General features: G+C 69.4%; 22 protein-coding genes. 13 read left to right on the forward strand and 9 right to left on the reverse strand.

Annotation, left to right across the window (positions count from 1 at the left end; genetic code table 11):
* Positions 1-111: 111 nt before the first annotated feature.
* The 4 genes from Q9R20_RS10050 to Q9R20_RS10065 all read left to right on the forward strand — a co-directional run bounded on the left by Q9R20_RS10050 (position 112) and on the right by Q9R20_RS10065 (position 3,512).
* The gene (locus Q9R20_RS10050) at positions 112-912 is read left to right on the forward strand and encodes an amino acid ABC transporter substrate-binding protein (protein WP_311249209.1); all 801 of its coding nucleotides are present in this window, start codon (positions 112-114) and stop codon (positions 910-912) included.
* Between the two features lie 88 nt (positions 913-1,000).
* Positions 1,001-1,666 (forward strand): amino acid ABC transporter permease, encoded by a 666-nt coding sequence (locus Q9R20_RS10055; RefSeq protein ID WP_311249210.1) that lies wholly within the window; start codon positions 1,001-1,003, stop codon positions 1,664-1,666.
* A complete protein-coding gene (locus Q9R20_RS10060; protein ID WP_311249211.1) occupies positions 1,653-2,438 on the forward strand; it encodes an amino acid ABC transporter ATP-binding protein in 786 nt (261 codons plus the stop codon). The genes Q9R20_RS10055 and Q9R20_RS10060 overlap by 14 nt, the downstream gene beginning before the upstream one ends.
* A 30-nt stretch (positions 2,439-2,468) precedes the next feature.
* The gene (locus tag Q9R20_RS10065; protein ID WP_311249212.1) at positions 2,469-3,512 is read left to right on the forward strand and encodes a nitronate monooxygenase; all 1,044 of its coding nucleotides are present in this window, start codon (positions 2,469-2,471) and stop codon (positions 3,510-3,512) included.
* 1 nt (position 3,513) lies between these two features.
* Here the strand turns inward: Q9R20_RS10065 and Q9R20_RS10070 are convergent, their stop codons facing one another.
* Positions 3,514-3,789, reverse strand: a complete 276-nt coding sequence (locus Q9R20_RS10070) for an acylphosphatase (RefSeq protein WP_311249213.1) — start codon at positions 3,787-3,789, stop codon at positions 3,514-3,516.
* Positions 3,790-3,831: 42 nt separating this feature from the next.
* Entirely contained in the window at positions 3,832-4,491 is a 660-nt protein-coding gene (locus Q9R20_RS10075; RefSeq protein ID WP_311249214.1) for a LysE/ArgO family amino acid transporter, read from the reverse strand.
* 70 nt (positions 4,492-4,561) lie between these two features.
* On the opposite strand from Q9R20_RS10075, the gene Q9R20_RS10080 reads away from it, so the two are divergent.
* Positions 4,562-5,449 carry a LysR family transcriptional regulator ArgP gene (locus tag Q9R20_RS10080; RefSeq protein WP_311249216.1) on the forward strand — a complete coding sequence of 296 codons (888 nt, stop codon included), beginning with the start codon at positions 4,562-4,564 and terminating at the stop codon, positions 5,447-5,449.
* A gap of 6 nt (positions 5,450-5,455) precedes the next feature.
* Here Q9R20_RS10080 and Q9R20_RS10085 read toward each other — a convergent pair whose 3' ends face one another.
* The 4 genes from Q9R20_RS10085 to Q9R20_RS10100 all read right to left on the reverse strand — a co-directional run bounded on the left by Q9R20_RS10085 (position 5,456) and on the right by Q9R20_RS10100 (position 9,521).
* Positions 5,456-6,475 (reverse strand): NADP-dependent oxidoreductase, encoded by a 1,020-nt coding sequence (locus Q9R20_RS10085; protein WP_311249217.1) that lies wholly within the window; start codon positions 6,473-6,475, stop codon positions 5,456-5,458.
* A 116-nt stretch (positions 6,476-6,591) separates the two neighbouring features.
* Positions 6,592-7,062 carry a MarR family transcriptional regulator gene (locus Q9R20_RS10090; RefSeq protein ID WP_311249218.1) on the reverse strand — a complete coding sequence of 157 codons (471 nt, stop codon included), beginning with the start codon at positions 7,060-7,062 and terminating at the stop codon, positions 6,592-6,594.
* Positions 7,059-8,747: an MDR family MFS transporter gene (locus tag Q9R20_RS10095; RefSeq protein ID WP_311249219.1), complete on the reverse strand. Its 1,689-nt coding sequence runs from the start codon at positions 8,745-8,747 to the stop codon at positions 7,059-7,061. The genes Q9R20_RS10090 and Q9R20_RS10095 overlap by 4 nt, the downstream gene beginning before the upstream one ends.
* Before the next feature lie 99 nt (positions 8,748-8,846).
* On the reverse strand, positions 8,847-9,521 hold the full coding sequence (locus Q9R20_RS10100) for a YqaJ viral recombinase family protein (RefSeq protein WP_311249220.1): 675 nt from the start codon (positions 9,519-9,521) through the stop codon (positions 8,847-8,849).
* Positions 9,522-9,623: 102 nt separating this feature from the next.
* Here Q9R20_RS10100 and Q9R20_RS10105 point away from each other — a divergent pair, with 102 nt between their 5' ends.
* The 5 genes from Q9R20_RS10105 to Q9R20_RS10125 all read left to right on the forward strand — a co-directional run bounded on the left by Q9R20_RS10105 (position 9,624) and on the right by Q9R20_RS10125 (position 17,568).
* Positions 9,624-10,022, forward strand: coding sequence for a hypothetical protein (locus Q9R20_RS10105; protein ID WP_311249221.1), 399 nt, complete (start codon positions 9,624-9,626; stop codon positions 10,020-10,022).
* A 317-nt stretch (positions 10,023-10,339) separates the two neighbouring features.
* On the forward strand, positions 10,340-11,323 hold the full coding sequence (locus Q9R20_RS10110) for a hypothetical protein (RefSeq protein ID WP_311249222.1): 984 nt from the start codon (positions 10,340-10,342) through the stop codon (positions 11,321-11,323).
* Between the two features lie 353 nt (positions 11,324-11,676).
* Positions 11,677-12,192, forward strand: coding sequence for a 50S ribosomal protein L10 (rplJ, locus tag Q9R20_RS10115; RefSeq protein ID WP_150958360.1), 516 nt, complete (start codon positions 11,677-11,679; stop codon positions 12,190-12,192).
* Positions 12,193-12,230: 38 nt separating this feature from the next.
* Positions 12,231-12,617: a 50S ribosomal protein L7/L12 gene (gene rplL, locus Q9R20_RS10120; RefSeq protein ID WP_058595390.1), complete on the forward strand. Its 387-nt coding sequence runs from the start codon at positions 12,231-12,233 to the stop codon at positions 12,615-12,617.
* A 271-nt stretch (positions 12,618-12,888) separates the two neighbouring features.
* A complete protein-coding gene (locus Q9R20_RS10125; protein WP_311249223.1) occupies positions 12,889-17,568 on the forward strand; it encodes an ExeM/NucH family extracellular endonuclease in 4,680 nt (1,559 codons plus the stop codon).
* Positions 17,569-17,621: 53 nt separating this feature from the next.
* Here Q9R20_RS10125 and Q9R20_RS10130 read toward each other — a convergent pair whose 3' ends face one another.
* Entirely contained in the window at positions 17,622-18,632 is a 1,011-nt protein-coding gene (locus Q9R20_RS10130; protein ID WP_311249224.1) for a LacI family DNA-binding transcriptional regulator, read from the reverse strand.
* Between the two features lie 238 nt (positions 18,633-18,870).
* Between Q9R20_RS10130 and Q9R20_RS10135 the strand changes: the two genes are divergently transcribed.
* From Q9R20_RS10135 to Q9R20_RS10145, 3 genes are all read left to right on the forward strand, one after another.
* Positions 18,871-20,208, forward strand: a complete 1,338-nt coding sequence (locus tag Q9R20_RS10135; protein ID WP_311249225.1) for an extracellular solute-binding protein — start codon at positions 18,871-18,873, stop codon at positions 20,206-20,208.
* Positions 20,209-20,332: 124 nt separating this feature from the next.
* Positions 20,333-21,685, forward strand: a complete 1,353-nt coding sequence (locus Q9R20_RS10140) for a sugar ABC transporter permease (protein ID WP_311249226.1) — start codon at positions 20,333-20,335, stop codon at positions 21,683-21,685.
* Entirely contained in the window at positions 21,682-22,659 is a 978-nt protein-coding gene (locus Q9R20_RS10145; protein ID WP_311249227.1) for a carbohydrate ABC transporter permease, read from the forward strand. Before Q9R20_RS10140 ends, Q9R20_RS10145 begins: the two co-directional genes overlap by 4 nt.
* Positions 22,660-23,003: 344 nt before the next feature.
* On the opposite strand, the gene Q9R20_RS10150 is transcribed toward Q9R20_RS10145, so the two are convergent.
* Complete coding sequence (locus Q9R20_RS10150; RefSeq protein WP_311249228.1) at positions 23,004-23,675, reverse strand: DUF305 domain-containing protein; 672 nt, start codon at positions 23,673-23,675, stop codon at positions 23,004-23,006.
* Between the two features lies 1 nt (position 23,676).
* Positions 23,677-24,384 carry a DUF3105 domain-containing protein gene (locus Q9R20_RS10155; RefSeq protein ID WP_311249229.1) on the reverse strand — a complete coding sequence of 236 codons (708 nt, stop codon included), beginning with the start codon at positions 24,382-24,384 and terminating at the stop codon, positions 23,677-23,679.
* Positions 24,385-24,432: the final 48 nt, after the last annotated feature.

Below are 24,432 nucleotides of genomic sequence, written 5' to 3' on the forward strand. Positions count from 1 at the left end.
CAACACGGCGTCATCCGGGAAGAGTCGGACGCCCGCTCGTGTTCTCCTGGAGGGTACGCCTGCACCGCGTACCCCCCCCCTCACCGTCCCCATCACATGTCTGGAACAGCTATGCCCCGTCGCCTGACCGTCCTCGCCGCCACCCTGGGCCTGAGCGCCCTCGCGCTGACCGCCTGCAGCGGCGGCTCCACCTCGACGAACTCCGACGCCGGAGCGGAGTACGGGCTTGTCACGGGCGGCACCCTCACCGTCGCCACCGAGGGCACCTACCGCCCCTTCTCGTACCACGAGGGCGCGGGGGAGCTGACCGGCTTCGACGTCGAGATCGCCAAGGCCGTCGCCGACAAGCTCGGCCTGCAGGTCACGTTCCAGGAGACCCAGTGGGACGCGATCTTCGCGGGCCTGGATGCAGGTCGATTCGACGTCATCGCCAACCAGGTGTCGATCAACCCCGAGCGCGAGGAGAAGTACACCTTCAGCTCGCCGTACACCGTCTCGCGCGGGGTCATCGTGACCACCGAGGACGACAACGCGATCTCGAGCTTCGCCGACCTGTCGGGCAAGACCACCGCGCAGTCCCTCACCAGCAACTGGTACGAGCTCGCCACCTCCAGCGGCGCCCAGGTCGAGGCCGTCGAGGGCTGGGCCCAGGCCGTCGCTCTGCTCAAGCAGGGCCGCGTGGATGCCACGGTGAACGACCAGCTCACGTACCTCGACTACGAGAAGACGAACAGCCCGACGGGCCTGAAGATCGCGGCCGAGACCGAGGACACCTCCGAGAGCGCTTTCGCGTTCAAGAAGGGCAAGGACCAGCTCGCCGAGGCCGTCGACGGCGCCCTCGAGGAGCTCCGCGCCGACGGCACCCTCGCCGAGATCAGCCAGAAGTACTTCGGCGCCGACGTCACGCAGTAAGAGCGAACTGTAAACCCCCGCGGATCGTCCGCTTCCCGCCCGTAGCGTGGGAAGCGGACGATCCGCGCCCGCGTGAGAAAGGAGGCCCATGAACGACCTGTGGACGCTGCTGCTCGATTCGTTCTGGCCGATGCTGCTGGCCGGATTGACGGGCACCATCCCGCTGTCGCTGGCGTCCTTCGCGATCGGGCTCGTCATCGCCCTCTTCATGGCGCTGCTGCGCCTGTCGCCGAACGTGGTGCTGTCGGGGATCGCCCGGTTCTACATCTCGGTCATCCGCGGCACGCCCCTGCTGGTGCAGCTGTTCGTGATCTTCTACGGTCTGCCCTCGCTGGGGCTCACGATCGACCCCTTCCCCGCCGCGGTGATCGCGTTCTCGTTGAACGTGGGCGGATACGCGGCCGAGGTCATCCGCGCGGCGATCCTGTCGGTTCCGCGCGGCCAGTGGGAGGCGGCGCACACGGTGGGTCTGTCTCCCCGCAAGACGCTCACGCGCATCGTGCTTCCGCAGGCCGCGCGCGTCTCGGTGCCGCCGCTGTCGAACACGTTCATCTCGCTCGTGAAGGACAGCTCGCTGGCATCCCTCATCCTCGTCACCGAGCTCTTCCGCCAGGCGCAGGCGATCGCGGCGTTCTCGTACGAGTTCATGGCCGTATACCTCGAGGCCGCGCTCATCTACTGGTTGTTCTGCCTAGTGCTGTCGTTCGGCCAGAACGCCCTGGAAAAGAGGCTGGACCGCCATGTCGCGCACTGACTCCCCGCTGCTCAAGGTCACCGGACTCGAGAAGAGCTTCGGCACCAATCGCGTGCTCGACGGCGTCGACCTCGAGGTGAACCGCGGTGACGTGCTCGTGCTCATCGGCCCCTCCGGCTCCGGCAAGACGACCGTGCTGCGCTGCCTCAATGGGCTGGAGACCCCGGATGCCGGTGTCGTGGCGTTCGAGAGCGGCCCGGTCGTGGACTTCGGCGCGAAGGTGTCGAAGGCCGATCGCACGGCCCTCCGGGACCGTTCCGCAATGGTGTTCCAGCACCACAACCTCTTCCCGCACCTCACGGTGATCCAGAACGTGATCGAGGGGCCCGTCCAGGCGCACGGCATACCCAAGGCCGAAGCCGTCGCTCGCGCGGAGCAGCTCCTCGCCCGCGTCGGTCTGTCGGAGAAGCGCGACGCCTACCCTTCCGAGCTGTCGGGAGGCCAGCAGCAGCGTGTCGGCATTGTCCGCGCCCTGGCCCTGCAGCCCTCCCTCCTCCTCTTCGACGAGCCGACGAGCGCCCTCGACCCCGAACTCGTGGGCGAAGTCCTGACGGTGCTGCGCGAACTCGCGAACGAGGGTTGGACGATGGTCATCGTCACGCACGAGCTCGGCTTCGCGCGAGAGGTCGCCGACGAGGTGCTGTTCTTCGACGAGGGAGTGATCGTCGAACGCGGTGCGCCGTCCGAGCTGCTCCGCCAGCCGAAGAAGGAGCGCACGCAGCGCTTCCTCAACCGTCTGCTGCGTCCGCTCGACGGCCCCGACGCCGCGTAACTCCTCCTCGTCGCGGAGTAGCGTCGAGGCATGAGCCGCCTCGAGACCCTGTTCGGCATCGACGTCCCCATCGTCCTCGGCCCCTTCGGCGGGCTGTCGTCGGTCGCTCTGACCGCCGCGGTCAGCGACGGCGGGGGCCTGGGCTCGTTCGGCCTCTACGGGTACGGCCCCGAGCGGATCCACGACACCGTGTCGCAGCTGCGCGCCGCCACGAACCGGCCCGTCGCGGTGAACCTGTGGCTGCCGCGCGGCGACGAGGTGCGCCCCGCCGACCTCGACGTGCAGCCGTTCCTCGACGCCGCGGCTCCGCTGTTCGCGGCGGCCGGCGTCGAGGTGCCGACTCGGCCGGCGTCGTTCCTCCCGCCGATCGGCGAGCAACTCGAGGCCGTGCTGGAGGCGCGCCCCGACGTCCTGAGCGTCGTGTTCGGCGTCCCGGATGCCGACACCCTCGCCGCCGCGAGGGACCGCGGCATCCGTGTGATCGGCACCGCCACCTCGGTCGCCGAGGCCGTCGCCCTCGAGACGGCGGGGGTCGACGCCGTGGTCGCCACGGGTTCGGAGGCGGGAGGGCACCGGGTGTCGTTCCTGCGCGAGGCGACCGCCTCGCTCGTGGGCACGTTCGCCCTCGTGCCGCAGGTGGTCGACGCGGTCGAGGTCCCCGTCATCGCGGCGGGCGGCATCGCCGATCGACGGGGCGTCGCCGCCGCTCTCGCCCTCGGTGCCGAGGGCGTGCAGGTGGGCACGGCGTTCCTGCGCACCCGACAGTCGGCGGCTACCGCCGCGCACCGCGAGGCGATCGCGGGGTCTGCCGACACCGAGACCGTCCTGACCCGGGCGATGAGCGGGCGGTTGGCGCGCGGCATCCCGAACCGGGCGATGCGGGAGCTCGAGGCCTCGGGGATGATCGCCCCGTTCCCGGCGCAGAACTGGCTGACCGGGGTGTTCCGTGCCGCAGCGACCGCGCGCGGCGACGGCGACCTGGTATCGCTGTGGGCGGGTCAGTCGGCCGCGCTGTCGCGCTTCGACGACGCCGTCGACGTCCTCGCCGAGCTGAAGGCGGGCCTCGGGGTCTGACTCAGGCCGTGGCGCGGATCTCGAATCCGGATGCCGCCTCCCCGGCGCCCTCGATCACGTCGACGTCGTCGACCCGGGCTCCGCTCGGCCCGTCGTGCGCCCACGAGATCACCGCCTCGACGGCGTCGGGGTCGCCCGTGAGTAACGCGTCGACCGACCCGTCCCGACGATTGCGCACCCAGCCGCTCACGCCGAGACGCTCTGCCTCAGCGCGCAGGGAGTACCGGAAGCCGACCCCCTGGACGCGCCCCGTCACTGTCATCGTCACCGTTCGCATCGGGCCATTCTGCTGCACGCACGGCGGCTCCGGCTTCGCGGGTCAGTGGGGGAGGACGAGTGAGATCGCGAGCGCGAACATCACCACGGCGATGACGGCGTCGAGGAGGCGCCAGGCTCGCGGGGTGTCGAGCCAACGACCGAGGTACCGAGCGCCGTAGCCGAGGGCCGAGAACCACACCAGGCTCGCCGCGCACGCCCCGATCGCGAACGCCCACCGGCCGTCCCCGTGCGTCGAGGCGACCGAGCCGAGCAGGAACACGGTGTCGAGGTAGACGTGCGGGTTGAGCCACGTGAGGGCGAGGCAGGTGAGCACGGTGGCGGTGAGCGTCGTGCGTGCGGGACGGGTCAGCACCGTCGCGCTCCCGGCGGGGGTGGCGGGGGCGGACGCCGGGGCGTCGAGATGCAGCGTCGCGCCGCTCGGTCGCAGGGCCCGCCGCGCGGCGAGCAGGCCGTAGCCCACGAGGAACGCGGCCCCGGCCCACCGGACGACGATGATGAGCCACGGCACCGCCTGGAGGACGAGGCCGATGCCCGAGACCCCGAGCAGGATCAGGACCGCGTCCGACAGGGCGCACACCGCGACGACGGCGAGCAGGTGCTCCCGGCGGATGCCCTGCCGCAGGACGAAGAGGTTCTGCGCGCCGATGGCGACGATGAGCGAGAAGCCGAGGCCGAGGCCGGCGAGCAGGGAGGGGAGCACGAGGTCGAGAGTAGGTGGACGACCACCTGTAGACCAGCTCAGGATTCTGCAGGACCATTAGCATTGCTTCATGTCGATCCCTTTCGATCTCGCCCGCACCCTCGCCGTCGTGGTCGAGGAGGGAACTCTGGATGCCGCCGCCCGCCGTCTGCACATCACCCCGTCCGCGGTCAGTCAGCGCATCCGGGCGCTCGAGGACCAACTCGGGCGGGTGGTGCTCGTGCGCAGCAAGCCCGTCACCGCGACGGAAGCGGGCGGCGCGGTCGTGCGCCTCGCGCGTCAGCTCGCGCTGCTCGAGCACGACGCTCTCGCCTCGATCGGCGCGGAGGGCGGGGCCGTGGCATCCGTCCCGCTCGCCGTGAACGCGGACTCCCTCGCGACGTGGTTCCTGCCGCCGTTGGCTCGGGTCGCCACGCGCCGCGCGGTGGTGTTCGACCTGCACCGCGACGACCAGGACTTCACCGCGGGGCTGCTCGAATCGGGCACCGTGATGGCGGCCGTCACCTCGCGCGAGACGCCGGTGGCGGGGTGCCGCGTGCGTCGCCTCGGCATCCTGCGCTACGAACCGGTGGCGACGACGGCGTTCGCGGCGCGCTGGTTCCCGCGGGGCGTCGATGCGGAGGCGCTCGCGGCGGCACCGCTCGTCGACTTCGACCGCCGCGACGACCTGCAGACGCAGTGGCTCGCGCGGCGCGGAGTCTCACCGGCGGTGCCACCCCGCCACCGTGTCCCGGCATCCCAGGATTTCGCCACGGCGATCGGCCTCGGCCTCGGGTGGGGGTTGCTCCCCGGCTTCCAGTCCGCCGAGGGTCTCGCCTCGGGGGATCTCGTGCACATCGGGGCGGACGCGGTCGACGTCCCGCTGTTCTGGCAGCAGTGGAACCTCACCTCTCCGCTGCTCGACGAGGTCGCCGACGAAGTCGTCGACGAGGGGCGCCGACGCCTCGCCGCAGCCTGACGAGGGTCAGTCCTCGCTGACGCGCAGCACGATCTTGCCCCGCGTGTGTCCGCGCTCCAGCTCCGCGTGGGCGGCGCCGGCGTCGGCGAGGTCGAAGACGCGATCCACGTAGACGCGCACCGCGCCGGAGTCGAGCAGGCGGGAGATCGTCGTGAGCGCGCCACCATCGGGGATCGTCTTGTAATCGGTGCTCCGGATGCCGCGTGCCGCCGCCGCCTCGCGGAAACCGGGCCACGCGCCGGTGGGCACCTCGATCAGCAGACCGCCGGGACGCAGAACCTCGAGCGATCGCGTCCCGGTGTCGTCGGAGACGTTGCCGATCAGGTCGATCACCACGTCGACGTCGTCGACGACGTCCTCGAAGCGGGTGGCGGTGTAGTCCACGACCTCGGCGGCGCCCAGATCGCGCAGCCAGTCGGAGTTGCGTGCGGAGCCGGTGGCGATCACGTGAGCCCCGAAGTACGCCGCGAACTGCACGGCGAAGTGGCCCACCCCACCGCTTCCGGCATGGATGAGGATGCGCTGGCCCTGGTGGGCGAGCGCCGTCTCGACGACCAGCCCCCACGCGGTGAGCGCGGCGAGCGGAACGCCCGCGGCCTCGGCGTGCGACAGCGAAGCGGGCTTGCGGGCGAGCGAGAGGGTCGGGACGACCGCGTATTCGGCGTACGAGCCCGGCGTTCGCGGCACCGCCACCATGCCGTACACCTCCGTGCCGACGGGGAAGGGGTGCGCGTCGAAGGGTGCGCGAACCACGACACCGCTCACGTCGAATCCGAGCACGGCGGGCCAGGCCCCGATCGCCGCCGACATCCCGCGCCCGGCGCGGGTCTTCGCGTCGATCGGGTTGATGCCGGCGGCGACGACCCGGACGAGGACCTCGCTGAGCACGGGGCTCGGCACGGGCACGTCTGCGACCCGGAGCAGATCGGCGGCGCCCGGGGCGTCGAGCACGATCGCCGTCATCGTGTCGGGCACCGCGGGAGCGGGCGCGAGGGCGGTCTCGGGACGCGTCGATCGGAATCTCATCGGGCGCTCTCTCTCCGGTGCGTCGACATCGGCGGCGGCTCCGCCGCGACCCCCTCAGTCAATCGCGACATTGTCTCGACGGTGTTACACCCCCGTCACCGTGTCGCGAAGCCGGGTCAGCCGCGGGCGGGGACCTCGCCGACTGCGAGAGCGTGCAGGAGCGTCGAGAGGTGCCGGATGTCGTCGATCGACCAGTCGGCCATCGCGTCGTAGAGCCGGCTCTCGTGCGGGGCGCGCGCGTCGGCGAGACGCGCGTGCCCGAGCTCGGTGACCGTGATCAGACGCGAGCGTCCGTCGTTCGGATCGGGAGTGCGGGTGACCAGGCCCAGGTCTTCCAGCTCGCTGATCGCGCGGCTGAGGAACCCCTTGTCGGCCGCGAGGCGCTCAGCGAGGGCCGACAGGGTGAGGGGGCCGAAGCGGCTCACCACCGACAGCGCCTTGAACGTGGCCGGGAGCATCCCCGGGCTCACCCGTTCCGCCGCTTCGGAGACGAAGCGGCGGAACACGGTCATGAGCTCCGAGAACGACGACTCCAGGGCCTGCACGGCCTCTTGGCGCTCTTCGCTCTGTTCGCTCACATCGATCATTCTCCCATCCCGCCCTCGCGGTGCGAACGACGGGAGCCGGCGGCATCCTGGATCGGGACCGTCCCGGTCGCCGAGAGGGTCGCCATCGCCTCCGGCACCGACACGGTGGCGAGGTCGGCCTCGCTCGCAGCGACGCGTTCGGTCGTCGTCATGCGGGTGAGCGGACGGTTCGGCAGGAACAGGATCGCGATGAGGCTCACGACGGCGACGGGCACCGCGATGAGGAACGAGTGCGCGATCGACTGGGCGTAGATGTCCTCGACGATGACGCGGACGCTCTCGGGCAGCGTCGAGACCTGCGGGATGGCGCCCGACTGCAGGCTCTGCGCGACCGCCGCGCCGTCTGCGCCGAGGCCCATGATGGCGGCCTTGAGATCGGCGGCGCGGTCGGTGAACAGGCTCGTCGCCATGCTCGCGAGGGCCGCACCCATGACCGAGACGCCGATCGTGCCGCCGAGGCTGCGGAAGAAGGTGACGCCGGAGCTCGCCGCGCCCATCTGCGTGGGGTTGGCGGTGTTCTGCACGACGAGGACGAGGTTCTGCATCGTCATGCCGACGCCCGCGCCGAGGAGGGCCATGTAGAGCGAGACGAGGGTGAAGTTCGTGTCGTAGTGGATGGTCGACAGCAGGAACGATCCCGCGATCAGCAGCACGCCGCCGGCGATGAGGAACGGCTTCCAGTGGCCGAAGCGGGAGATGAGCGCACCGACGACGATCGAGGAGACCAGCAGGCCGCCGATCATCGGGATCGTCATGATGCCCGCCTCGGTGGGTGTGGCGCCGCGGGCCATCTGCATGTACTGGCTGAGGAACACCGAGGTGCCGAACATCGCCAGACCCGTCGCGATCGACGCGATCGTGGCGAGGGTGAAGGTGGCATCCCGGAACAGCGTCAGCGGGACGAGGGGCTCTGAGGAGCGCAGTTCGACCACGACGAACAGGCCTGCGGCGATGACCGCGCCACCGACCATGAGGAGGGTCTCGGTGCTGGCCCACTCGAAGCTGCTGCCGGCGTTGGTCACCCAGATGAGCAGCAGCGACACCGCGGCCGACAGCAGGACGATGCCGACGTAGTCGATCTTGACCTTCCGCTTCGCACGGGCCGGCAGATGCAGGGTGCGCTGCTGGATGAGCAGGGCCGCGACGGCGAAGGGGAGGGCGACGAAGAAGTTCCAGCGCCAGCCGAACGCGTCGGTGATGACGCCGCCGAGCAGCGGGCCGCCGACGGTTGCGACGGCCATGACCGCGCCGAACAGACCCATGTACCGGCCGCGCTCGCGGGGGCTGATGATGTCGGCCATGATGACCTGGCTGAGGGCCGCGAGACCGCCCGCGCCGAGGCCCTGGATCGCGCGGAAGGCGATCAGCATGTTCGTGTCCTGCGAGAAACCGGCAGCGGCCGTGGCGAGCACGAAGACCGCGATGGCGATCTGGATGAGCACCTTGCGGTTGAACAGGTCGGCGAGCTTGCCCCAGATGGGCGTCGAGATCGCGGTGGTGAGCAGGGTCGCCGTGATGACCCAGGTGTAGGCGTTCTGGTCGCCGGACAGGTCGTGCACGATGACCGGCAGCGAGGTCGAGACGACGGTCGAGGCGAGCATCGACACGAAGGTGCCGAGCAGCAGACCGATCAGGGCCGGCAGGACGCGCCGCTGGGCGGGCGCGTCAGAGGAAGTGGCTGTCATGCGGAGCTCCACGGAAAGGGGGACGGATGCCGCGACGACGGTGGCGCGATTAGTTGACTGGTGTCAACCATACGCCTGTTGATTGACTTGCGTCAACTATTAATCGAGGAGCGCGAGGGCGCGATACCTGTCCGTGGGCTCCGGTCGCGCCGGGGCCGGTCGCCGCGCCTCCATGGTGCGGCGGTAGAGCTCGTCGATGAGGGAGGTCGCCAGGCCCACGAGCTTCGCGATCTCCCGTTCGTCGCGGTCGATCCACTGGCAGCGCGGCTCGTCGTGCATCGGCACGAAGCCGTCGTGCTGCTCCCAGGCGACGAGGGTGCGCTCGGCACCCAGCACGTGCTGCTGCCACCAGATCTGGCGCATATACGTCTTGGGGATCGAGCGCCACGCCTTGTTGGTGGTCTTGATCTCGGCGAGCACGATGCGCCCCTCGCCGTCGACCACGACGCCGTCGGGGGTCGCGAGATGACGCTTCTCAACGACCGCGTGGTACAGCGCCGAGGACGGACGGATGCCGTGGGTCGCCGCCACCCACGCCGCGATCTCGGGCTCGCGCCGACGACCGTGAGCCGTGAAGGCGTTGCCCGAGAAGTTCGACCCCATGAGCTTGGCATCCGCCGCTCTCGAGATCGCGTTCGCGCTCGTCAGGGCGGCCACGTCGGTGGCGGTGATGCCGCGCGAGCGCGCACGGATCCACGCGACGCGGTCGCGCGAGTCGGCGACGATCCGGGCGTCGAGGTCGGCGCTGCGGGAGGCGACGAGCTCGGGGGACATGCGTTCGACCCTAACCCCGTCCGGCCGTGGAACGCATCGGAGGGGCGGCGCGTCGGCATCCGGGGTCTTGTGGAGGAACTAAGGGTGACCTAAGTTGTTCGCATGACCACGGATGCCACCTCGCCTCGGCGCCCCGACGGAGGTCGGTGGTGCGACCTCGAGGGTGCCGTGCTGCTGGGCGGCGACGCGCGCAACGTCGTCGAGATGCAGCGCATCGCCGCGGCGCTGTCGCCCGCCGCGCACGTCACCGTGCTGGTCGAGGTGAACGACGCCCGCGAGGTCGGAGCGATCGAGGCGGACGCACGCGTGACCTGGCTCGACCGCACGCTCGACGGCGAGCTGCGCCCGCGCGGCGAGCGGCTGGCCCAGGCGATCCACGCGTGGTGCGCCGAGTGGGCGTGCGGAGAGGCGCCCGTGTGCACGGTGTGGCTCGGTGCCCGCACCCCCGCGCGCATCGTGCGCATGACGCGGGCCCTGCTGCCGGAGGCGCGGGTCTCCTGACGCGGCGTGGTCGCGCGCCTCTACTTCTGCCGGTGGGGTGCGCTTGGCTTCGCCCAGGTCACGTGATGTGGGGTGGGGCTGTCGGGTGGTGCGCGGCCAGGTCACGTGACCTGGGCCGGGGCGCACGCAAGGGGATGCGGTGTGGTCGAGGTCACGTGACATCGGCGCCTGGATGGGGCCCGCGTCACGCGGGGGCGACTGCGGGAGGCGCGGGAGAAGGGCTCGACGGCTCCTCCCCAGTGGAGGAAGCGTGACCTTTGACCACGGATCGAGGCGCCGACGAGCCGGCGTGGACGGGAAATGGGCAGGGTCGGAGGATGCCGAACGACCTCACGATCAAGGAAGCCCGACGCGCGATCTACACACGCTCCCAACTCGTCGACCGCGACGTCGCATCGAGCGAGCTCCGGCGGGCGAACGGGCTGGGAGCGCTCGCGCGTCTGCAACGAGACGCCTACGTCGCACGCGCACCATTCACTGAGCTACTCCCGTCGGCGCAACACCGGCTGAGAGTCGTCGCGGCCGCCGAGCAGATGCGGGGTGGAGCGGCGATTGTCTCGCATCTGTCGGCTGCGGTGCTCCACGATCTACCTCTGTATCGATTCGTGAATGAACCGATCCGGGTGACGTTGGCAGGAGGCCGTCGCGCGTCGAGCAGACCTGGCCTGCGCCGTCATCGGGGCCGGCTGGACGATGAAGACGTCGTCGAAATAGACGGCATCCTGTGCACGTCCGTGGATCGCACGGTTTTCGACGTGGCCAGGACCAGCACGTTCGAGGCGGCGGTCGCCTGTGCGGACGGGGCTGTGCGAAGGGAGGTGGTCGAAGGTCGCGCCTTCGACCCGGTTGCTCAGGAGGCGTGGCGTGATCGCCTGGCGGAACGCGCCCAACGTACGCCAGGGGCTCGGGGAATCGTTCGAGCCCGGCGAGTGATCGCGTCCGCAGATGGTCGCGCCGAGTCTGTCGGGGAGAGCGTGAGTCGAGTGCAGTTCCTCCGTCTGGGCTACGCCGTCGAGCCCCAGGTGCCGGTGGCAGGGCCACGGGGGTCCACCTACTTCGCGGACCTCGCGCTACCGGACCATCGGGTCTTCTGGGAGTTCGACGGTGCCGGGAAGTACACGGATCCCAGGATCCGCGGCGACAAGTCCGCCGACCTCGTGCTGCTGGAGGAGAAGCGACGCGAAGATTGGATTCGCGCGACGACGGGCTGGAAAGTCTGTCGGGGCGGCTTCCGCGACATCGGCACTCCTGAAGCTCTGGCGGCACGCCTCGCCGCCTTCGGGGTCGAGCCGGCGCATTGAGCGCGCGGCGTCCCTCCGTGTTCCGTTCGCGAGGTCACGTGGTGTGGTCGAGCACACACGACCTTGCGCGTGGTTTCGCCGACGTCACGTGACCTGGCGGGAGAAGGCGCGGGCCGGATTCGCGAAGCGGGGGAGCGTCGGGTACAGTAGAGCCCAAGCCAAAGACCGTCGGTCATCGGCGTGCGTGCACGTCGATCGAAGCGTCTGCTGAGAAGCAGGGGACCTACGCAGGTAAACGAAACTCTCTCGAGCTCCGTGCGCCTGCGCCGGAGCTCTTCTTTTTTGCCCAGACCCCGGTGTCTTCGGCCGGCGCCCCGCCATCGCGGAGCGCCTCGTTCACACAAGGAGTGGCCATGGCGCAGAAGGATGCATCGGTCGCCGAGCTCACGAAGAACTTCGAGAGCTCGACCGCCGTTCTGCTGACCGAGTACCGCGGTCTGACGGTTGCACAGCTCAAGCAGCTGCGCAACGACATCCGTCAGGACGCGGATTACGCCGTGGTGAAGAACACGCTGACCAAGATCGCCGCGGCTAACGCGGGGGTCACGGGACTGGACGACGAGCTCAAGGGCCCGTCTGCCATCGCGTTCGTGCACGGCGACCCCGTCGCCGTCGCGAAGAGCCTGCGTGCCTTCGCCAAGGCTAACCCTCAGCTCGTGGTGAAGGGCGGCTACTTCGATGGCGCCGCTCTGTCCGCGGATGAGGTCAACAAGCTCGCCGATCTCGAGAGCCGTGAAGTCCTGCTGGCGAAGCTCGCCGGTGCGATGAAGGCGACGATGACCAAGGCGGCATACGTCTTCCAGGCGCTTCCGTCGAAGGCCGTTCGCACGGTCGACGCGCTGCGCGAGAAGCAGGACACCGCGGCCTGACCCGGCCCGGCTGATTAACCCGATCAAGGAGATACAACATGGCTAAGCTCAGCACCGAAGAGCTGCTCGACGCGTTCAAGGAGCTCACGCTCATCGAGCTGTCCGAGTTCGTCAAGGCGTTCGAGGAGACCTTCGACGTCACCGCCGCCGCCCCCGTGGCCGTGGCCGCTGCCGGCGCTGCCGGTGGTGCCCCCGCCGAAGAGGTCGAGGAGAAGGACTCGTTCGACGTCGTCCTCGAGGCCGCCGGCGACAAGAAGATCCAGGTCATCAAGGTCGTCCGCGAGCTCACCTCGCTCGGCCTCGGCGAGGCCAAGGCCGTCGTCGATGGCGCTCCCAAGGCCGTGCTCGAGGGCGCGAACAAGGAGACCGCCGACAAGGCGAAGGCTGCCCTCGAGGAGGCCGGCGCCACGGTGACCCTGAAGTAATCACGCTTCACACCGTCGCCTCACCGCGATACACGAAGGCCCGGATGCCGATGGCATCCGGGCCTTCGTCGTTCCCGGGGGAGCGGGGGAGCGTCTGGGACCCGGTTTCACCGGGGCAGGAACCGATGTTCACCAGATCGAAATAAAGAAGTCTGGGAGAAGGGTATGCGGATCGTTTACGGTCGTTGAGACCCCCCGTCGATCCCCCCACCTCCGATGTCGCCCTGCGCACGTCGGTCCTTGGAGACCCATGCCTTCCGATGCTTCGCGCGTGCCCGCACGCCGTTTCACGACCGCACTGAGCGCCGCCCTCGGCGTCGCCCTGCTCGGTTCCGCGCTCGTTCCCCTCCCGGCCTCGGCCGCCGTCGGCTCGAAGGTGGTGATCAACGAGGCCTACCTGAAGGGTGGGAGCAACAACGCGTTCTTCAACCAGAAGTTCGTGGAGCTGTACAACGCCGGCGACGCCGCGCAGGACCTCAGCGGATGGTCGCTGCAGTACCGCGCGGAGAAGAACGTCGGCAACGGCAACGTTCAGAAGCTGACCGGGTCGATCGCCGCGGGCGGGTACTACCTCATCGCGCTCCCCGGCAACGGGACGACGGGGGCCGACCTGCCCTCCGCCGATCTGACGAGCACCAACATCACGCCGTCGGGAACCACCGGCCAGCTCCTTCTCGCCAACGTCGGCGAGCCGGTCGCCCCGGCAGCGGGCGACGTCGCCGACTCCCGCGTCGTCGACTTCCTCGGGTACGGCTCCGCGGTGAGCTTCGAGACGGCGCCCGCCACGGTCACCGGGGGCAACACCACGCCGAACGCGCTCGTGCGCACCGATTTCGTCGACTCGAACGACAACTCGAAGGACTTCACGACCACCACGACGGTGACGCCGCAGGGCTCGGGCACGACGACGCCCGCACCCGACCCGTCCGGCTCGCCGTCCGCCACGCCGACGACCTCGCCGACGCAGGCACCCCCGGTCACCCCCGGCAGCGTCGTCCCGATCCGCGAGATCCAGGGCACCGGGGCCACCACGCCCCTGGCCGGGCAGACCGTCACCACCCGTGGTGTGGTCACGGCGGCGTACCCGAGTGGGGGCTACAACGGCTTCTACATCCAGACCCCGGGCACCGGGGGAGAGATCGACACCGCCGCGCACCGGGCCTCCGACGCGATCTTCGTCTACGGCTCGGCCGCGACGGCCAAGGTCGCCGTCGGTCAGCACGTCGAGGTGACGGGCACGGCCACGGAGTTCTCGGGCCAGACGCAGATCACCGCCGACGCAGCCGGGGTGAGCGTACTCACCGAGCAGGCCGCCGCCGTGCTGCCCGCGAAGATCTCGTGGCCGAAGACCGATGAGGAGCGCGAGCGCTTCGAGGGGATGTTGCTCGCCCCGCAGGGCGACTTCACCGTCACGAACTCCTACTCGACCAACCAGTACGCCGAGGTCGGCCTCGCCGCCGGCACCACTCCGCTGCGCACCCCGACCGACGTCGCGCGCCCGGACACCCCCGAGTACGTCGCGGCCGTCGCCGACAACAAGGCCCGCGGTGTCGTGCTGGACGACGGTGCGTCGATCAACTTCCTCAGCGACGCCAACAAGGGCACGGCACTGCCGTACGTGTCGCTGACGGACCCGGTCCGTGTGGGCGCCCCGGTGACCTTCACCCGGCCGGTCATCCTCGACTACCGCAACAACGCCTGGAAGTTCCAGCCGACCCAGCAACTGACGGTCGCCAACGCCCAGGACGTGCAGCCCGCGACCTTCGCGAACACCCGCACCGCATCGCCCGCTCCCGTCGGCGGTGACCTGAAGATCTCGAGCTTCAACGTGCTCAACTACTTCACCACGACCGCCGCCAGCGTCGGCTGCACCTCGGTGTACCGCGACCGCGAGGGCAACCCGATCACGGCGGACACCTGCCCGGCTCCCGGACCGCGCGGTGCGGCGGACGACGCCAACCTGAAGCGCCAGCAGGACAAGATCGTCGCCGCCATCAACGGTCTCGGCGCCGACGTCGTCTCGCTGGAGGAGATCGAGAACTCCGCGAAGTTCGGCAAGAACCGCGACGCGGCGCTGTCGACCCTCGTCGGTGCCCTCAACGCGGCGCTGGGCTCGGAGCAGTGGGCGTTCGTCCCGTCGCCCGCAGCCCTGCCCGCCTCCGAGGACGTCATCCGTACGGCGTTCATCTACAAGAAGGCCGTCGCCGCCCCGGTGGGCGAGAGCGTCATCCTCGACGACCCCGCCTTCCGCAATGCCCGTCAGCCCCTCGCGCAGACCTTCGCTCCGGTGAACGCTCCGGATGCCAAGATCCTCGCGATCGTGAACCACTTCAAGTCGAAGGGCGACAGTCGTCCCGCAGCGACGGGCGACAACGCGAACGGCATCCAGGGCGCGTTCAACGGCGACCGCGTGCGTCAGGCGGAGGCCCTCGGCGCCTTCGCACAGAGCCGCTCGGCCGCCGTCGGCACCGACGACGTGTTCCTGCTCGGCGACTTCAACTCCTACGCGCAGGAGGACCCGATCGAGAAGCTCCGCTCGTTCGGCTTCGAGCCGCTCGAGGCGGGCACGGGCAAGTACTCGTACTCGTTCAGCGGCCAGTCGGGCTCCCTGGATCACGTGCTGGCCTCGCCGTCGGCGCGGGAGCTGGTGACCGGAACCGACATCTGGAACATCAACGCGGTGGAAGCCCTCGCCCTGGAGTACAGCCGCTTCAACTACAACGTGCTGAACTTCTACGACACGACGCCGTACCGCTCCAGCGACCACGACCCGGTCATCGTCGGTCTCGACCTGGTGGAGGACACGACGAAGGTCAACCTCGTCGGCATCAACGACTTCCACGGTCGCATCGACGCCAACACGGTGCGGTTCGCGGGGACGGTTGAACAGCTGCGCGCCGAGTACGGCGACGACAACTCGCTGTTCATCTCGAACGGCGACAACATCGGCGCGTCGGTGTTCGCCTCGTCGTACTTCGGGGACGAGCCCACGATCGACGTGCTGAACGCGCTCGATCTGGCCGCCTCGGCCGCGGGCAACCACGAGTTCGACAAGGGCGCCACCGACCTGACCGATCGCGTCTCCGACCGGGCCGACTTCCCCTACCTGGCCGCGAACGTCTTCAAGGACGGCGAGCCGCTCCTGCCGGAGTACGCGATCTTCGAGGTCGACGGCGTGCGTGTCGGCGTCGTCGGAGCCATCACGGAGTCGACCCCGACGCTGGTCACCCCCAGCGGCATCCAGGGCATCGAGTTCCGCGAGCCCGTGGCGGAGGTCAACCGCGTGGTCGCCGAGATCGACGACCAGGTCGACGTCATCGTGGCGCAGTACCACGAGGGGTCCGGCGCCGGCGAGAAGACGACGACGCTCGAGCAGGCCGTGGCGGCCGGGGGACCGTTCGCGAAGATCGTGAACGAGACCTCGCCCTCGGTGGATGCCATCTTCACCGGCCACACGCACCAGCTGTACGCGTGGGACGCTCCGATTCCGGGCGGTGAGGGCACCCGTCCGATCGTGCAGACGGGTAACTACGGCGAGAACGTCGGCCAGATCGTGCTCGACGTCGACAGCGCCGGTGACGTGGTCGACTACACGGCCCGCAACGTGGCCCGTCTCGCGGGCAAGGACGCCGAGGCGAACACGGCGCTCGACGCGTCGCTCATCGCGACCTACCCGCGGGTGAAGGAGGTGGACGGCATCGTCAAGGCCGCGCGCGCCGAGGCCGACGTGGTCGGTCGCGAGCCCGTCGGCTCGGTGTCGGCCGACATCACGACGGCCTTCAGTGGCGGCTCGTACGTCGACGGCGTCTACACCGGTGGCACGCGGGGCGACCGCACGAAGCAGTCGGCCCTGGGCGGCCTGGTCGCCGACGCGCTGCTCGATTCCCTCGACGACGCCGACCGGGGCGGTGCGGAGGTCTCCTTCGTCAACCCGGGTGGTCTGCGCGACGAGCTCCTGTACGGCGCGGACGGCGTCATCACGCTCGCCGAGGCGAACGCGGTCCTGCCGTTCCTGAACAACCTGTGGACCACGACGCTCACCGGCGATCAGCTGCGGCAGGTGCTCGAGCAGCAGTGGGGCGACTTCTCGAAGCGCAAGGACGCAGCGAACCTCTCGCTCGGCGTCTCCGAGAACCTCCGGTACACCTACGACGCCTCGCTCCCGGCGGGCCAGCGCATCACCGGTGTATGGATCGACGGCGTCGCCGTCGACCCGGCGAAGGGCTACCGCGTCGGCTCGTTCAACTTCCTGCTCGGCGGTGGCGACAGCTTCTCGGTCTTCGCGCAGGGGACGGACACCCGCGATTCCGGTCTCATCGATCGGGATGCCTGGATCGCGTACCTCGAGGAGAACCCGGGGCTGGCTCCGGACTTTACCGCCCGCGGGGTGCAGGTCTCGGGTTCGACGCAGCCGGTCGCTCCCGGTGCTGACGTGACGGTCACGGTGTCGAAGCTCGACCTCACCTCCCTCGGCGCACCGGCGAACACCACCCTCGACGCCTCCTTCGGCGCCGCGGCGGCGGCGACCCCGGTCTCGGCCCTCGCGGCTCCCTCCACCCGCGTGTCGGCACTGGCGGCTCCCTCGGCCGCGACGGTGGCGGTCGTCGACGGCGCGGCCACGGTCACCGTGGGCGTACCGGCGGATGCCACCGGGACGCTCCAGCTGCGACTGACGGCGCAGCCCTCGGGCACCGCCGTCATCGTCCCCGTGCGGGTGGCCGCGGCCGGCGACGGCGTCGGCACCCCCGGTGACGGCCAGGGCCAGGGCCAGGGCCAGGGCGACGGTCAGGGGCAGGCCGGCCAGGGCCAGCAGGGCCAGGGCGCCGGATCGGGCGCGCTGGCGACCACCGGCGCCGACACCGCCTGGATGGGTGCGGGAGTCCTCGCCGCGCTGGCACTGCTCGGGCTCGGTCTCGTGGCCCGTCGACGGAGCACGCGTCAGGTCGACTGATCGCTGAACAGAACGGGACCCCGGATGCCGCGGCATCCGGGGTCCCGTTCTGTTCAGGCGGAGCGCGGGGGAGCGGTGGAGGCGCGCACCACGAGCCGGGTGTCGGCTTCGGTGCGCCAGGCCGGCTCTCCCGTGCCCTCGATCATCGACACGAGGATCCGCGTGGCCTCCTCGCCCTGGGTCTGCGGGAACTGCTCGATCGTGGTGAGGGAGAACATCTCGGCGTAGTCGTGGCCGTCGATGCCCACGACGCTCAGCTCGGTGGGCACCGAGATGCCCATACGACGGGCGGCGATGATGACCCCGATGGCGACCTCGTCGCAGGCGGCGACGACCCCGGTGGGTCGGGAGGCGGCGTCGGCGAGGAAGGAGGCGGCAGCGGCGTAGGCGTCGGTGATGGTCAGAGTCGACGGGACGCTGCGGATGCGAACGGCGAGACCGTGGTCGTTCATCGCGTTGCGGTAGCCGATGGAGCGCTCGTCGACGTCTTTCGCGGGCGCATCCGTGCGCGGCGTGCTGCCGACGAAGGCGATGTCGGTGTGCCCCAGGGCGATGAGGTGCTGCGTGATGATGCGGGTGATGGCGATGTTGTCGAGACCGAGCGTGGGCACCCCGGTGAGGGCGTTGCCGATGCTCACGACGGGTTTGCCGATGTTCGCCAGCCGCTCGAGGTCGGCATCGTCGGGCTCGAGGGCGACGGCGATGATCCCGTCGAAGCGTTTGCGGGCGAGATAGGTGGAGTACAGGCTCTCGCGGTCGTTCGAACCGGGTTCGGCGACGTAGAGCGTCACGTCGTAGCCCAGGGGGATGAGGGTGCGCTCGACGCCCTCGACGATCGATCCGAAGTACCAGCGGTTCACCTTCGGCACGATCAGCGCGATCGTCCGCGTGCGCCCGGTCGCCAGGCTCACCGCGCTCGTCGACGGGACGTATCCGATGGATGCCGCGGCGTCGGCGACGCGACGACGGGTGTCGTCGGAGACGTAGCCGCCGCCCGTGAGAGCGCGGCTCGCCGTCGACTTGGACACGCCGGCCAGGCGCGCCACATCGGCGATTCCGCTCATGCGTGGTCTTCCTCGTCAGGGGTCGACGTCCGTGTCGACGTTCGAGAAAGAGTATCCGATGATTCGGGAAACTGGAACCGGTTCCTTGCGTCGTGCGTCGGGGAGTTCCGCGTCATTCCGCTAGTTACCGGTTCGTGACCTGACGCGTGTTGCAAGTCTTGTGGTTTGCCTCTACGGTTGCCTGGAATCGGTTCCCGACGGGATCCGGTGCACCACAGAACTCAAAGAGGAGAACCACATGGGTATGTCACAGCGGACTCGCGTGCTGGCGCCCCTCGGCCTGCTGGCGGTCGGTGCGATCGCGCTCGCGGGCTGTGCGGAAGGCGACAGCAGCGGGGGCGGAAGCGGAAGTGGCTCCGGGGGCGAGACCACCGTCCGCATCTCGGGCGGCATCACCGGTACCGAGGCCGACGCGCTGAACCAGAGCTTCGAGCAGTTCACCCAGGACACCGGCATCAAGGTCGTCTACACCGGTGACAAGAGCTTCGAGGGCAACATCGTCACGAAGGTGTCCGGCGGCGACGCCCCCGACATCGCGATCGTCCCCCAGCCGGGTCTGCTCAAGACCCTCATCGGCACCGGCGAGGTGCAGAAGGCGTCCGACGCCGTCTCGTCCAACGTCGACGAGTACTGGGGCGAGGACTGGAAGTCGTACGGCACCGAGGACGGCACCTTCTACGCCGCCCCCATGCTCGCCAACCTCAAGGGCTACGTCTGGTACTCGCCGGCCAAGTTCAAGGAGTGGGGCGTCGAGGTTCCCAAGACGCTCGACGAGCTCATGACGCTGACCGCGACCATCCAGCAGAAGACCGGTGCCGCCCCCTGGTGCGCGGGCTTCGCGTCCGACGCGGCCTCCGGCTGGCCGGGAACCGACTGGGTCGAGGACATGGTCCTGCGCCTGTCCGGCCCCGACGTGTACGACCAGTGGGTCGCCAACGAGGTGAAGTTCACCGACCCGCAGATCAAGCAGGCCTTCGACGCGGTGGGCGACATCCTCCTCAACCCCTCCTACGTCAACGCCGGCTTCGGCGACGTCAGCAGCATCAACTCGACCGCCTTCGCCGACGTCGCCGCCAAGGTCGCCGACGGCAGCTGCCCGATGACCCACCAGGCGTCGTTCCTGTCGGCCAACTTCCTCACGGTCACCAACGCCGCGGGCGAGACGCCGACGATCGCCCCCGACGGCGACGTCTACGCGTTCCTGACCCCCGGTGTCACCGAGGGTGAGCTCGCGGTCGAGGGTGGTGGCGAGTTCGTCACGGCCTTCTCCGACGACGAGAACGTGCAGAAGGTCGTCGAGTACATGTCGACGCCCGAGTTCGCCGACGCCCGCGTCAAGCTCGGCGGCGTGATCTCCGCCAACAAGGGCGCCGACCCGACGCTCGCATCCAGCGAGTTCCTGACCGAGGCGATGAAGACGCTGCAGGACCCCAACACGACGGTCCGCTTCGACGCCTCCGACCTCATGCCGGCCACGGTGGGTTCGGGATCGTTCTGGAAGGGCATGGTCAGCTGGATCGACGGCACCCCGACCGACCAGGTGCTCAGCGACATCCAGGCCGGTTACGACAACTGACCCGGCTATCCCGATGGGTCGTCCGCGTGACGCGGGCGGCCCATCGGGTCCATACTTTTGATCCGCCCGACGCACCATCCGGGCATTCGACGATGAGCACGAAGGCGTGTTCGGGAGGGACGTCATGACCGATATCAAGAACGCGGAGACGACGCCAGCGGCGTCGCCGCCGAGCGGACGGGCCGAGCCCGCCCCCTCGCGCCGGTCCGCGAACAGACAGCGGACCACTCTGCTCGTGGTCCTGGTGGGCCTCATCCTCGTGGTGGCGCTCTTCCTCTTCATGGTCACGCGCGCGCCGGCGGAGACGCGCCCGACCACCCTCGGCTTCTCGCTGAACAGCTTCTTCATCTGGCTGGGCGGGCTGAGCCCGATCGTCCAGATCCCGCTCGTTATCGTGGCCTTCGGCGCCGTGGTCGGCCTGCTCCTCCTCCTGATCGAGTACGCGCCGCGCTCGGGCAAGGGCTACTTCTGGCTGCGGCTGGTGGCGTGCTTCGCCATCCCCGTGATCGCCTTCATGCTCCTGCGTCCGTACCAGAACGCCGTGATCTACGTGCTCGGCATCGCCGTGCTCCTGGGCGCGGTGCTCTTCTACGCCGACTACCGCTCGCGCCAGGGCGCCGGGTACCTCTTCCAGCTCGTGCTCTTCGCCGCTCCCGCGGCGATCCTGCTGCTGCTGGGCCTGGTCTACCCCGCGATCACGACGTTCTTCCAGTCGTTCTTCGACAAGACGGGCGAGAATTTCGTCGGCTTCGAGAACTACATCTGGACCTTCACCAACCCCGAGGGCTTCTGGTCGGTGATCAACACCCTGATCTGGGTGCTCCTCGCCCCGACGATCGCCACCGCGATCGGACTCGCCTACGCCGTCTTCATCGACCGTGCCGCGGGCGAGAAGTACCTCAAGGTGCTCATCTTCATGCCGTTCGCGATCTCCTTCGTCGGCGCCGGCATCATCTGGAAGTTCGTCTACGACTTCCGTCAGGGCGACCAGCTGGGTGTGCTGAACGCGATCGTCACGGCCTTCGGAGGACAGCCGATCTCGTGGCTGTCCGCGTCCCCGCTGATCAACACCCTGCTCCTGGTCGTGGTCTTCATCTGGAGCCAGACGGGTTTGGCCATGGTCATCCTGTCGGCCGCCATCAAGGCGGTGCCGCCGGAGCAGAACGAGGCCGCCGAGCTCGACGGCGCCAGCGCCTGGGAGCGTTTCATCAACGTCACCGTTCCCGGCATCCGCTCGTCGCTCATCGTGGTGCTGACCACGATCGCGATCGGCGCCCTGAAGATCTACGACATCGTCGCCGTCATGACCGGCGGACGAAACGACTCGACCGTCCTCGCCTTCGAGATGGTCAACCAGCAGCAGCGATTCCAGAGCTACGGACACTCCGCGGCGCTCGCGGTCGTGCTGTTCCTCTTCGTGCTGCCGCTGATCATCTTCAACGTCCGCCAGATCCGGAAGCAGAGGGAAGTGCGATGACGATCTCCACCGTGGTGATCGAGCCCACCACCGACACGCGCTCGGCCCGTCAGGTCGCCCGTGACACGCGCCGCCACGAGGCGATGGCGCGCAAGCGCCTCACCTCCAAGGGGGCGACGATCGCGGCGATCGTGATCGCCTTCTTCTGGACGATCCCGACCTTCGGCTTGTTCATCACCTCGTTCCGACCCGGCGCCGACACGCAGTCCACCGGATGGTGGACGGTGTTCACCGACCCGTCGTTCACGCTGGAGAACTACCGACTGGCCCTGACCTCGGGCGGCACGGCGCTCACGCTCGCGCAGTCGTTCCTCAACTCGCTCGCGATCACGATCCCGGTCGTGCTGTTCGCCCTCGCGATCGCCTCGCTCATCGCGTACGCCTTCGCATGGATCGACTTCAAGGGACGCAACTTCTTCTTCATCTTCATCTTCGCGTTGCAGATCGTGCCGCTGCAGATGGCTCTCGTGCCGCTGCTCAGCCTGTTCTCGCGCGGTCTGACGATCAACGAGGTGACGATCTTCCCCGGGTTCGATCTGCGCGGCGTGGAGCACAGCTTCGCCACCGTCTGGATCGCGCACGTGATCTTCGCGATGCCGCTGGCGATCTTCCTGCTGCACAACTTCATCGCCGAGATCCCGGGCGAGGTCATCGAGGCCGCACGCGTCGACGGTGCCGGTCACGGGCAGATCTTCTTCCGCCTGATCCTGCCGCTCGCGGCTCCCGCGCTGGCGTCGTTCGCGGTGCTGGAGTTCATCTGGGTCTGGAACGACCTGCTGGTCGCGACGATCTTCGCCCCGTCGTCGTCGTTGCCGTTGACGCAATCGTTGAACTCGCTGTCGGGGACGTGGGGCGACCAGTGGTTCCTGCAGTCGGCGGGAACGTTCATCTCGATCCTCGTCCCGCTGATCGTGTTCTTCCTGCTGCAGCGCTTCTTCGTGCGCGGCCTGCTGGCGGGTGCCACGAAGGGCTGAGCCCGAGACGACGAAGGGGTGCGGCATCCGTGAGGGTGTCGCGCCCCTTCGCGTGTGCCGGGGCAGCGGATTCAGGAGGGGCGGCGCCGGAGAAGCGGGCGCCGGAGGGGGGCGGATGCCGGGACGATGGCGCCGGTGAGGGGCCGGATGCCGGGATGGTGGCGCGATGGGGGGTCGGATGCCGGGATGGCGGCGGCGGCGGAGAGGGGCCGGCGCCGGAGGGCGTGGGGCCCCGTGGTCGGCACGGAACGCGAGGGGCAGCCGCTCCCGTCGAGGAGGGGGATAGCCGAAAGGGAATGGCGCCGCCGGGGCGCGGCATCCGGAACGAGGGGCGCGCGCGGGCGTCAGGCGCTGCAGGACAGCCGCGACTGGATGTCGCGCATCGCGTCGAGCTCGGCGGTCTGACCGCTGACGATCGTCCCGGCGACCTCCGCGACTCTGGGCTCGTCGCCGAGCTCGATGACGGCCTGGGCCATGGGGATCGCGCCCTCGTGGTGACGGATCATGAGATCGAGGAAGAGGCAGTCGGCCGGCTGCCCTTCGAGCGCGCGCAGCTGGTCGACCTGGGCGTCGGTGGCCATGCCCATCTCCGACAGCAGCTGCTCCTGCGACAGCGTGGCGGTGTCGCCGTGGCTGTGCGCGCCGGACTTCTCCATCCACGTCATCAACGGTTGCGACGAGGCCTGGGGCAGGCCCCACTCGACCAGCCAGCCGTACATCTCGCCGCGTTGGCCCGCCTGCGTCGTCGCGATGTCGTACGACAGCGTGCGCAGTTCGTCGTCGGCGGTCTTGCGGTAGATCTCCATCGCCATCAGCACCGCCTGGGTGTGATGCACCTGCATGTCGCGGGCGAAGCCGGCATCCGCCGACGTGTCGGAGGGGTGCGCCGGCGCGGCCGTCGCGCCGAACGCGGTGAAGCGCCCGATCGCGAAGGCGACGGCCACGACGGCGACGGTGACGAACGCGACGACGACCCATCGGACCGCGGGTCGCGCGGTGGGAGCGTCGTCGCTCACGTCAGGCCTTGCCCGGGCCGTCGACGGCGCCGGAGCACGACGCGTTCGGCTCGGGGACGTTCTGGCTGCGCCAGAACTCGGTGAAGAAGTCCGCGATGCGGGGGTCGGTCGGGTCGTCGACCTTGAGCTGGTGGTTCCACCCGCTGACGGCGACCGGGGTGTCCATGTCGGGGTAGGGCGACAGGATCGCGTAGCTGGAGGGCATGACCGCCTTCAGGGCGTCGACGCCGGCCTCGTCGACGCGTGCCGGGTCGTACGTGATCCAGATCGCGCCGTGCTCGAGCGAGTGCACCGCGTTCTCGTTCTGCTGGGGCTCGGTGTAGACGCCGCAGTTGAGCCAGTAGGGGTTGTGCGGTCCGCCGGCCGGGGGGTTCTGCTCGTAGGTGACGGCGCCCTGCACGTGGTCGGAGCGGTTCTCGAACGTCTGCACGCCCTCGGGGACGTCGCCGGTGGAGCTGCCCGCCTGGTAGCTGGGAGCGGGGGCCGGCGCGAAGACGAACGAGGCGACGACCAGGCCGATGACGGCGAGGGATGCCACGGAGCCGACGACCCACCACACGGCTTTGCTCCGCCGCCGGCGGGCGATCTGCTTCTGGTAGGCGGCCAGCTTCTCCTGGCGCTTCTGCTCACGCTGCTGCTTGAGGGTGAGCTCGATCTCGGCCTGCTTGGCGGGGTTGCCGCTGGCTCGCTTGTCGGAGGGGGAGGTCATGCGCTGTGTTCTGTCTCTCTTCGCGGGGGACACATCGGCGATGGCCGA

This window comes from Microbacterium sp. PRF11, assembly GCF_031844085.1.
Classification (GTDB): Bacteria; Actinomycetota; Actinomycetes; order Actinomycetales; family Microbacteriaceae; genus Microbacterium.

Excerpts from the sequence above, each read along its gene's own strand:
- Q9R20_RS10050 (WP_311249209.1), top strand. The coding sequence starts at position 112 with ATGCCCCGTCGCCTGACCGTCCTCGCCGCCACCCTGGGCCTGAGCGCC.
- Q9R20_RS10055 (WP_311249210.1), top strand. The coding sequence starts at position 1,001 with ATGAACGACCTGTGGACGCTGCTGCTCGATTCGTTCTGGCCGATGCTG.
- Q9R20_RS10060 (WP_311249211.1), top strand. The coding sequence starts at position 1,653 with ATGTCGCGCACTGACTCCCCGCTGCTCAAGGTCACCGGACTCGAGAAG.
- Q9R20_RS10065 (WP_311249212.1), top strand. The coding sequence starts at position 2,469 with ATGAGCCGCCTCGAGACCCTGTTCGGCATCGACGTCCCCATCGTCCTC.
- Q9R20_RS10070 (WP_311249213.1), bottom strand. The coding sequence starts at position 3,789 with ATGCGAACGGTGACGATGACAGTGACGGGGCGCGTCCAGGGGGTCGGC.
- Q9R20_RS10080 (WP_311249216.1), top strand. The coding sequence starts at position 4,562 with ATGTCGATCCCTTTCGATCTCGCCCGCACCCTCGCCGTCGTGGTCGAG.
- Q9R20_RS10085 (WP_311249217.1), bottom strand. The coding sequence starts at position 6,475 with ATGAGATTCCGATCGACGCGTCCCGAGACCGCCCTCGCGCCCGCTCCC.
- Q9R20_RS10090 (WP_311249218.1), bottom strand. The coding sequence starts at position 7,062 with ATGATCGATGTGAGCGAACAGAGCGAAGAGCGCCAAGAGGCCGTGCAG.
- Q9R20_RS10095 (WP_311249219.1), bottom strand. The coding sequence starts at position 8,747 with ATGACAGCCACTTCCTCTGACGCGCCCGCCCAGCGGCGCGTCCTGCCG.
- Q9R20_RS10100 (WP_311249220.1), bottom strand. The coding sequence starts at position 9,521 with ATGTCCCCCGAGCTCGTCGCCTCCCGCAGCGCCGACCTCGACGCCCGG.
- Q9R20_RS10105 (WP_311249221.1), top strand. The coding sequence starts at position 9,624 with ATGACCACGGATGCCACCTCGCCTCGGCGCCCCGACGGAGGTCGGTGG.
- Q9R20_RS10110 (WP_311249222.1), top strand. The coding sequence starts at position 10,340 with ATGCCGAACGACCTCACGATCAAGGAAGCCCGACGCGCGATCTACACA.
- rplJ (WP_150958360.1), top strand. The coding sequence starts at position 11,677 with ATGGCGCAGAAGGATGCATCGGTCGCCGAGCTCACGAAGAACTTCGAG.
- rplL (WP_058595390.1), top strand. The coding sequence starts at position 12,231 with ATGGCTAAGCTCAGCACCGAAGAGCTGCTCGACGCGTTCAAGGAGCTC.
- Q9R20_RS10130 (WP_311249224.1), bottom strand. The coding sequence starts at position 18,632 with ATGAGCGGAATCGCCGATGTGGCGCGCCTGGCCGGCGTGTCCAAGTCG.
- Q9R20_RS10135 (WP_311249225.1), top strand. The coding sequence starts at position 18,871 with ATGGGTATGTCACAGCGGACTCGCGTGCTGGCGCCCCTCGGCCTGCTG.
- Q9R20_RS10140 (WP_311249226.1), top strand. The coding sequence starts at position 20,333 with ATGACCGATATCAAGAACGCGGAGACGACGCCAGCGGCGTCGCCGCCG.
- Q9R20_RS10145 (WP_311249227.1), top strand. The coding sequence starts at position 21,682 with ATGACGATCTCCACCGTGGTGATCGAGCCCACCACCGACACGCGCTCG.
- Q9R20_RS10155 (WP_311249229.1), bottom strand. The coding sequence starts at position 24,384 with ATGACCTCCCCCTCCGACAAGCGAGCCAGCGGCAACCCCGCCAAGCAG.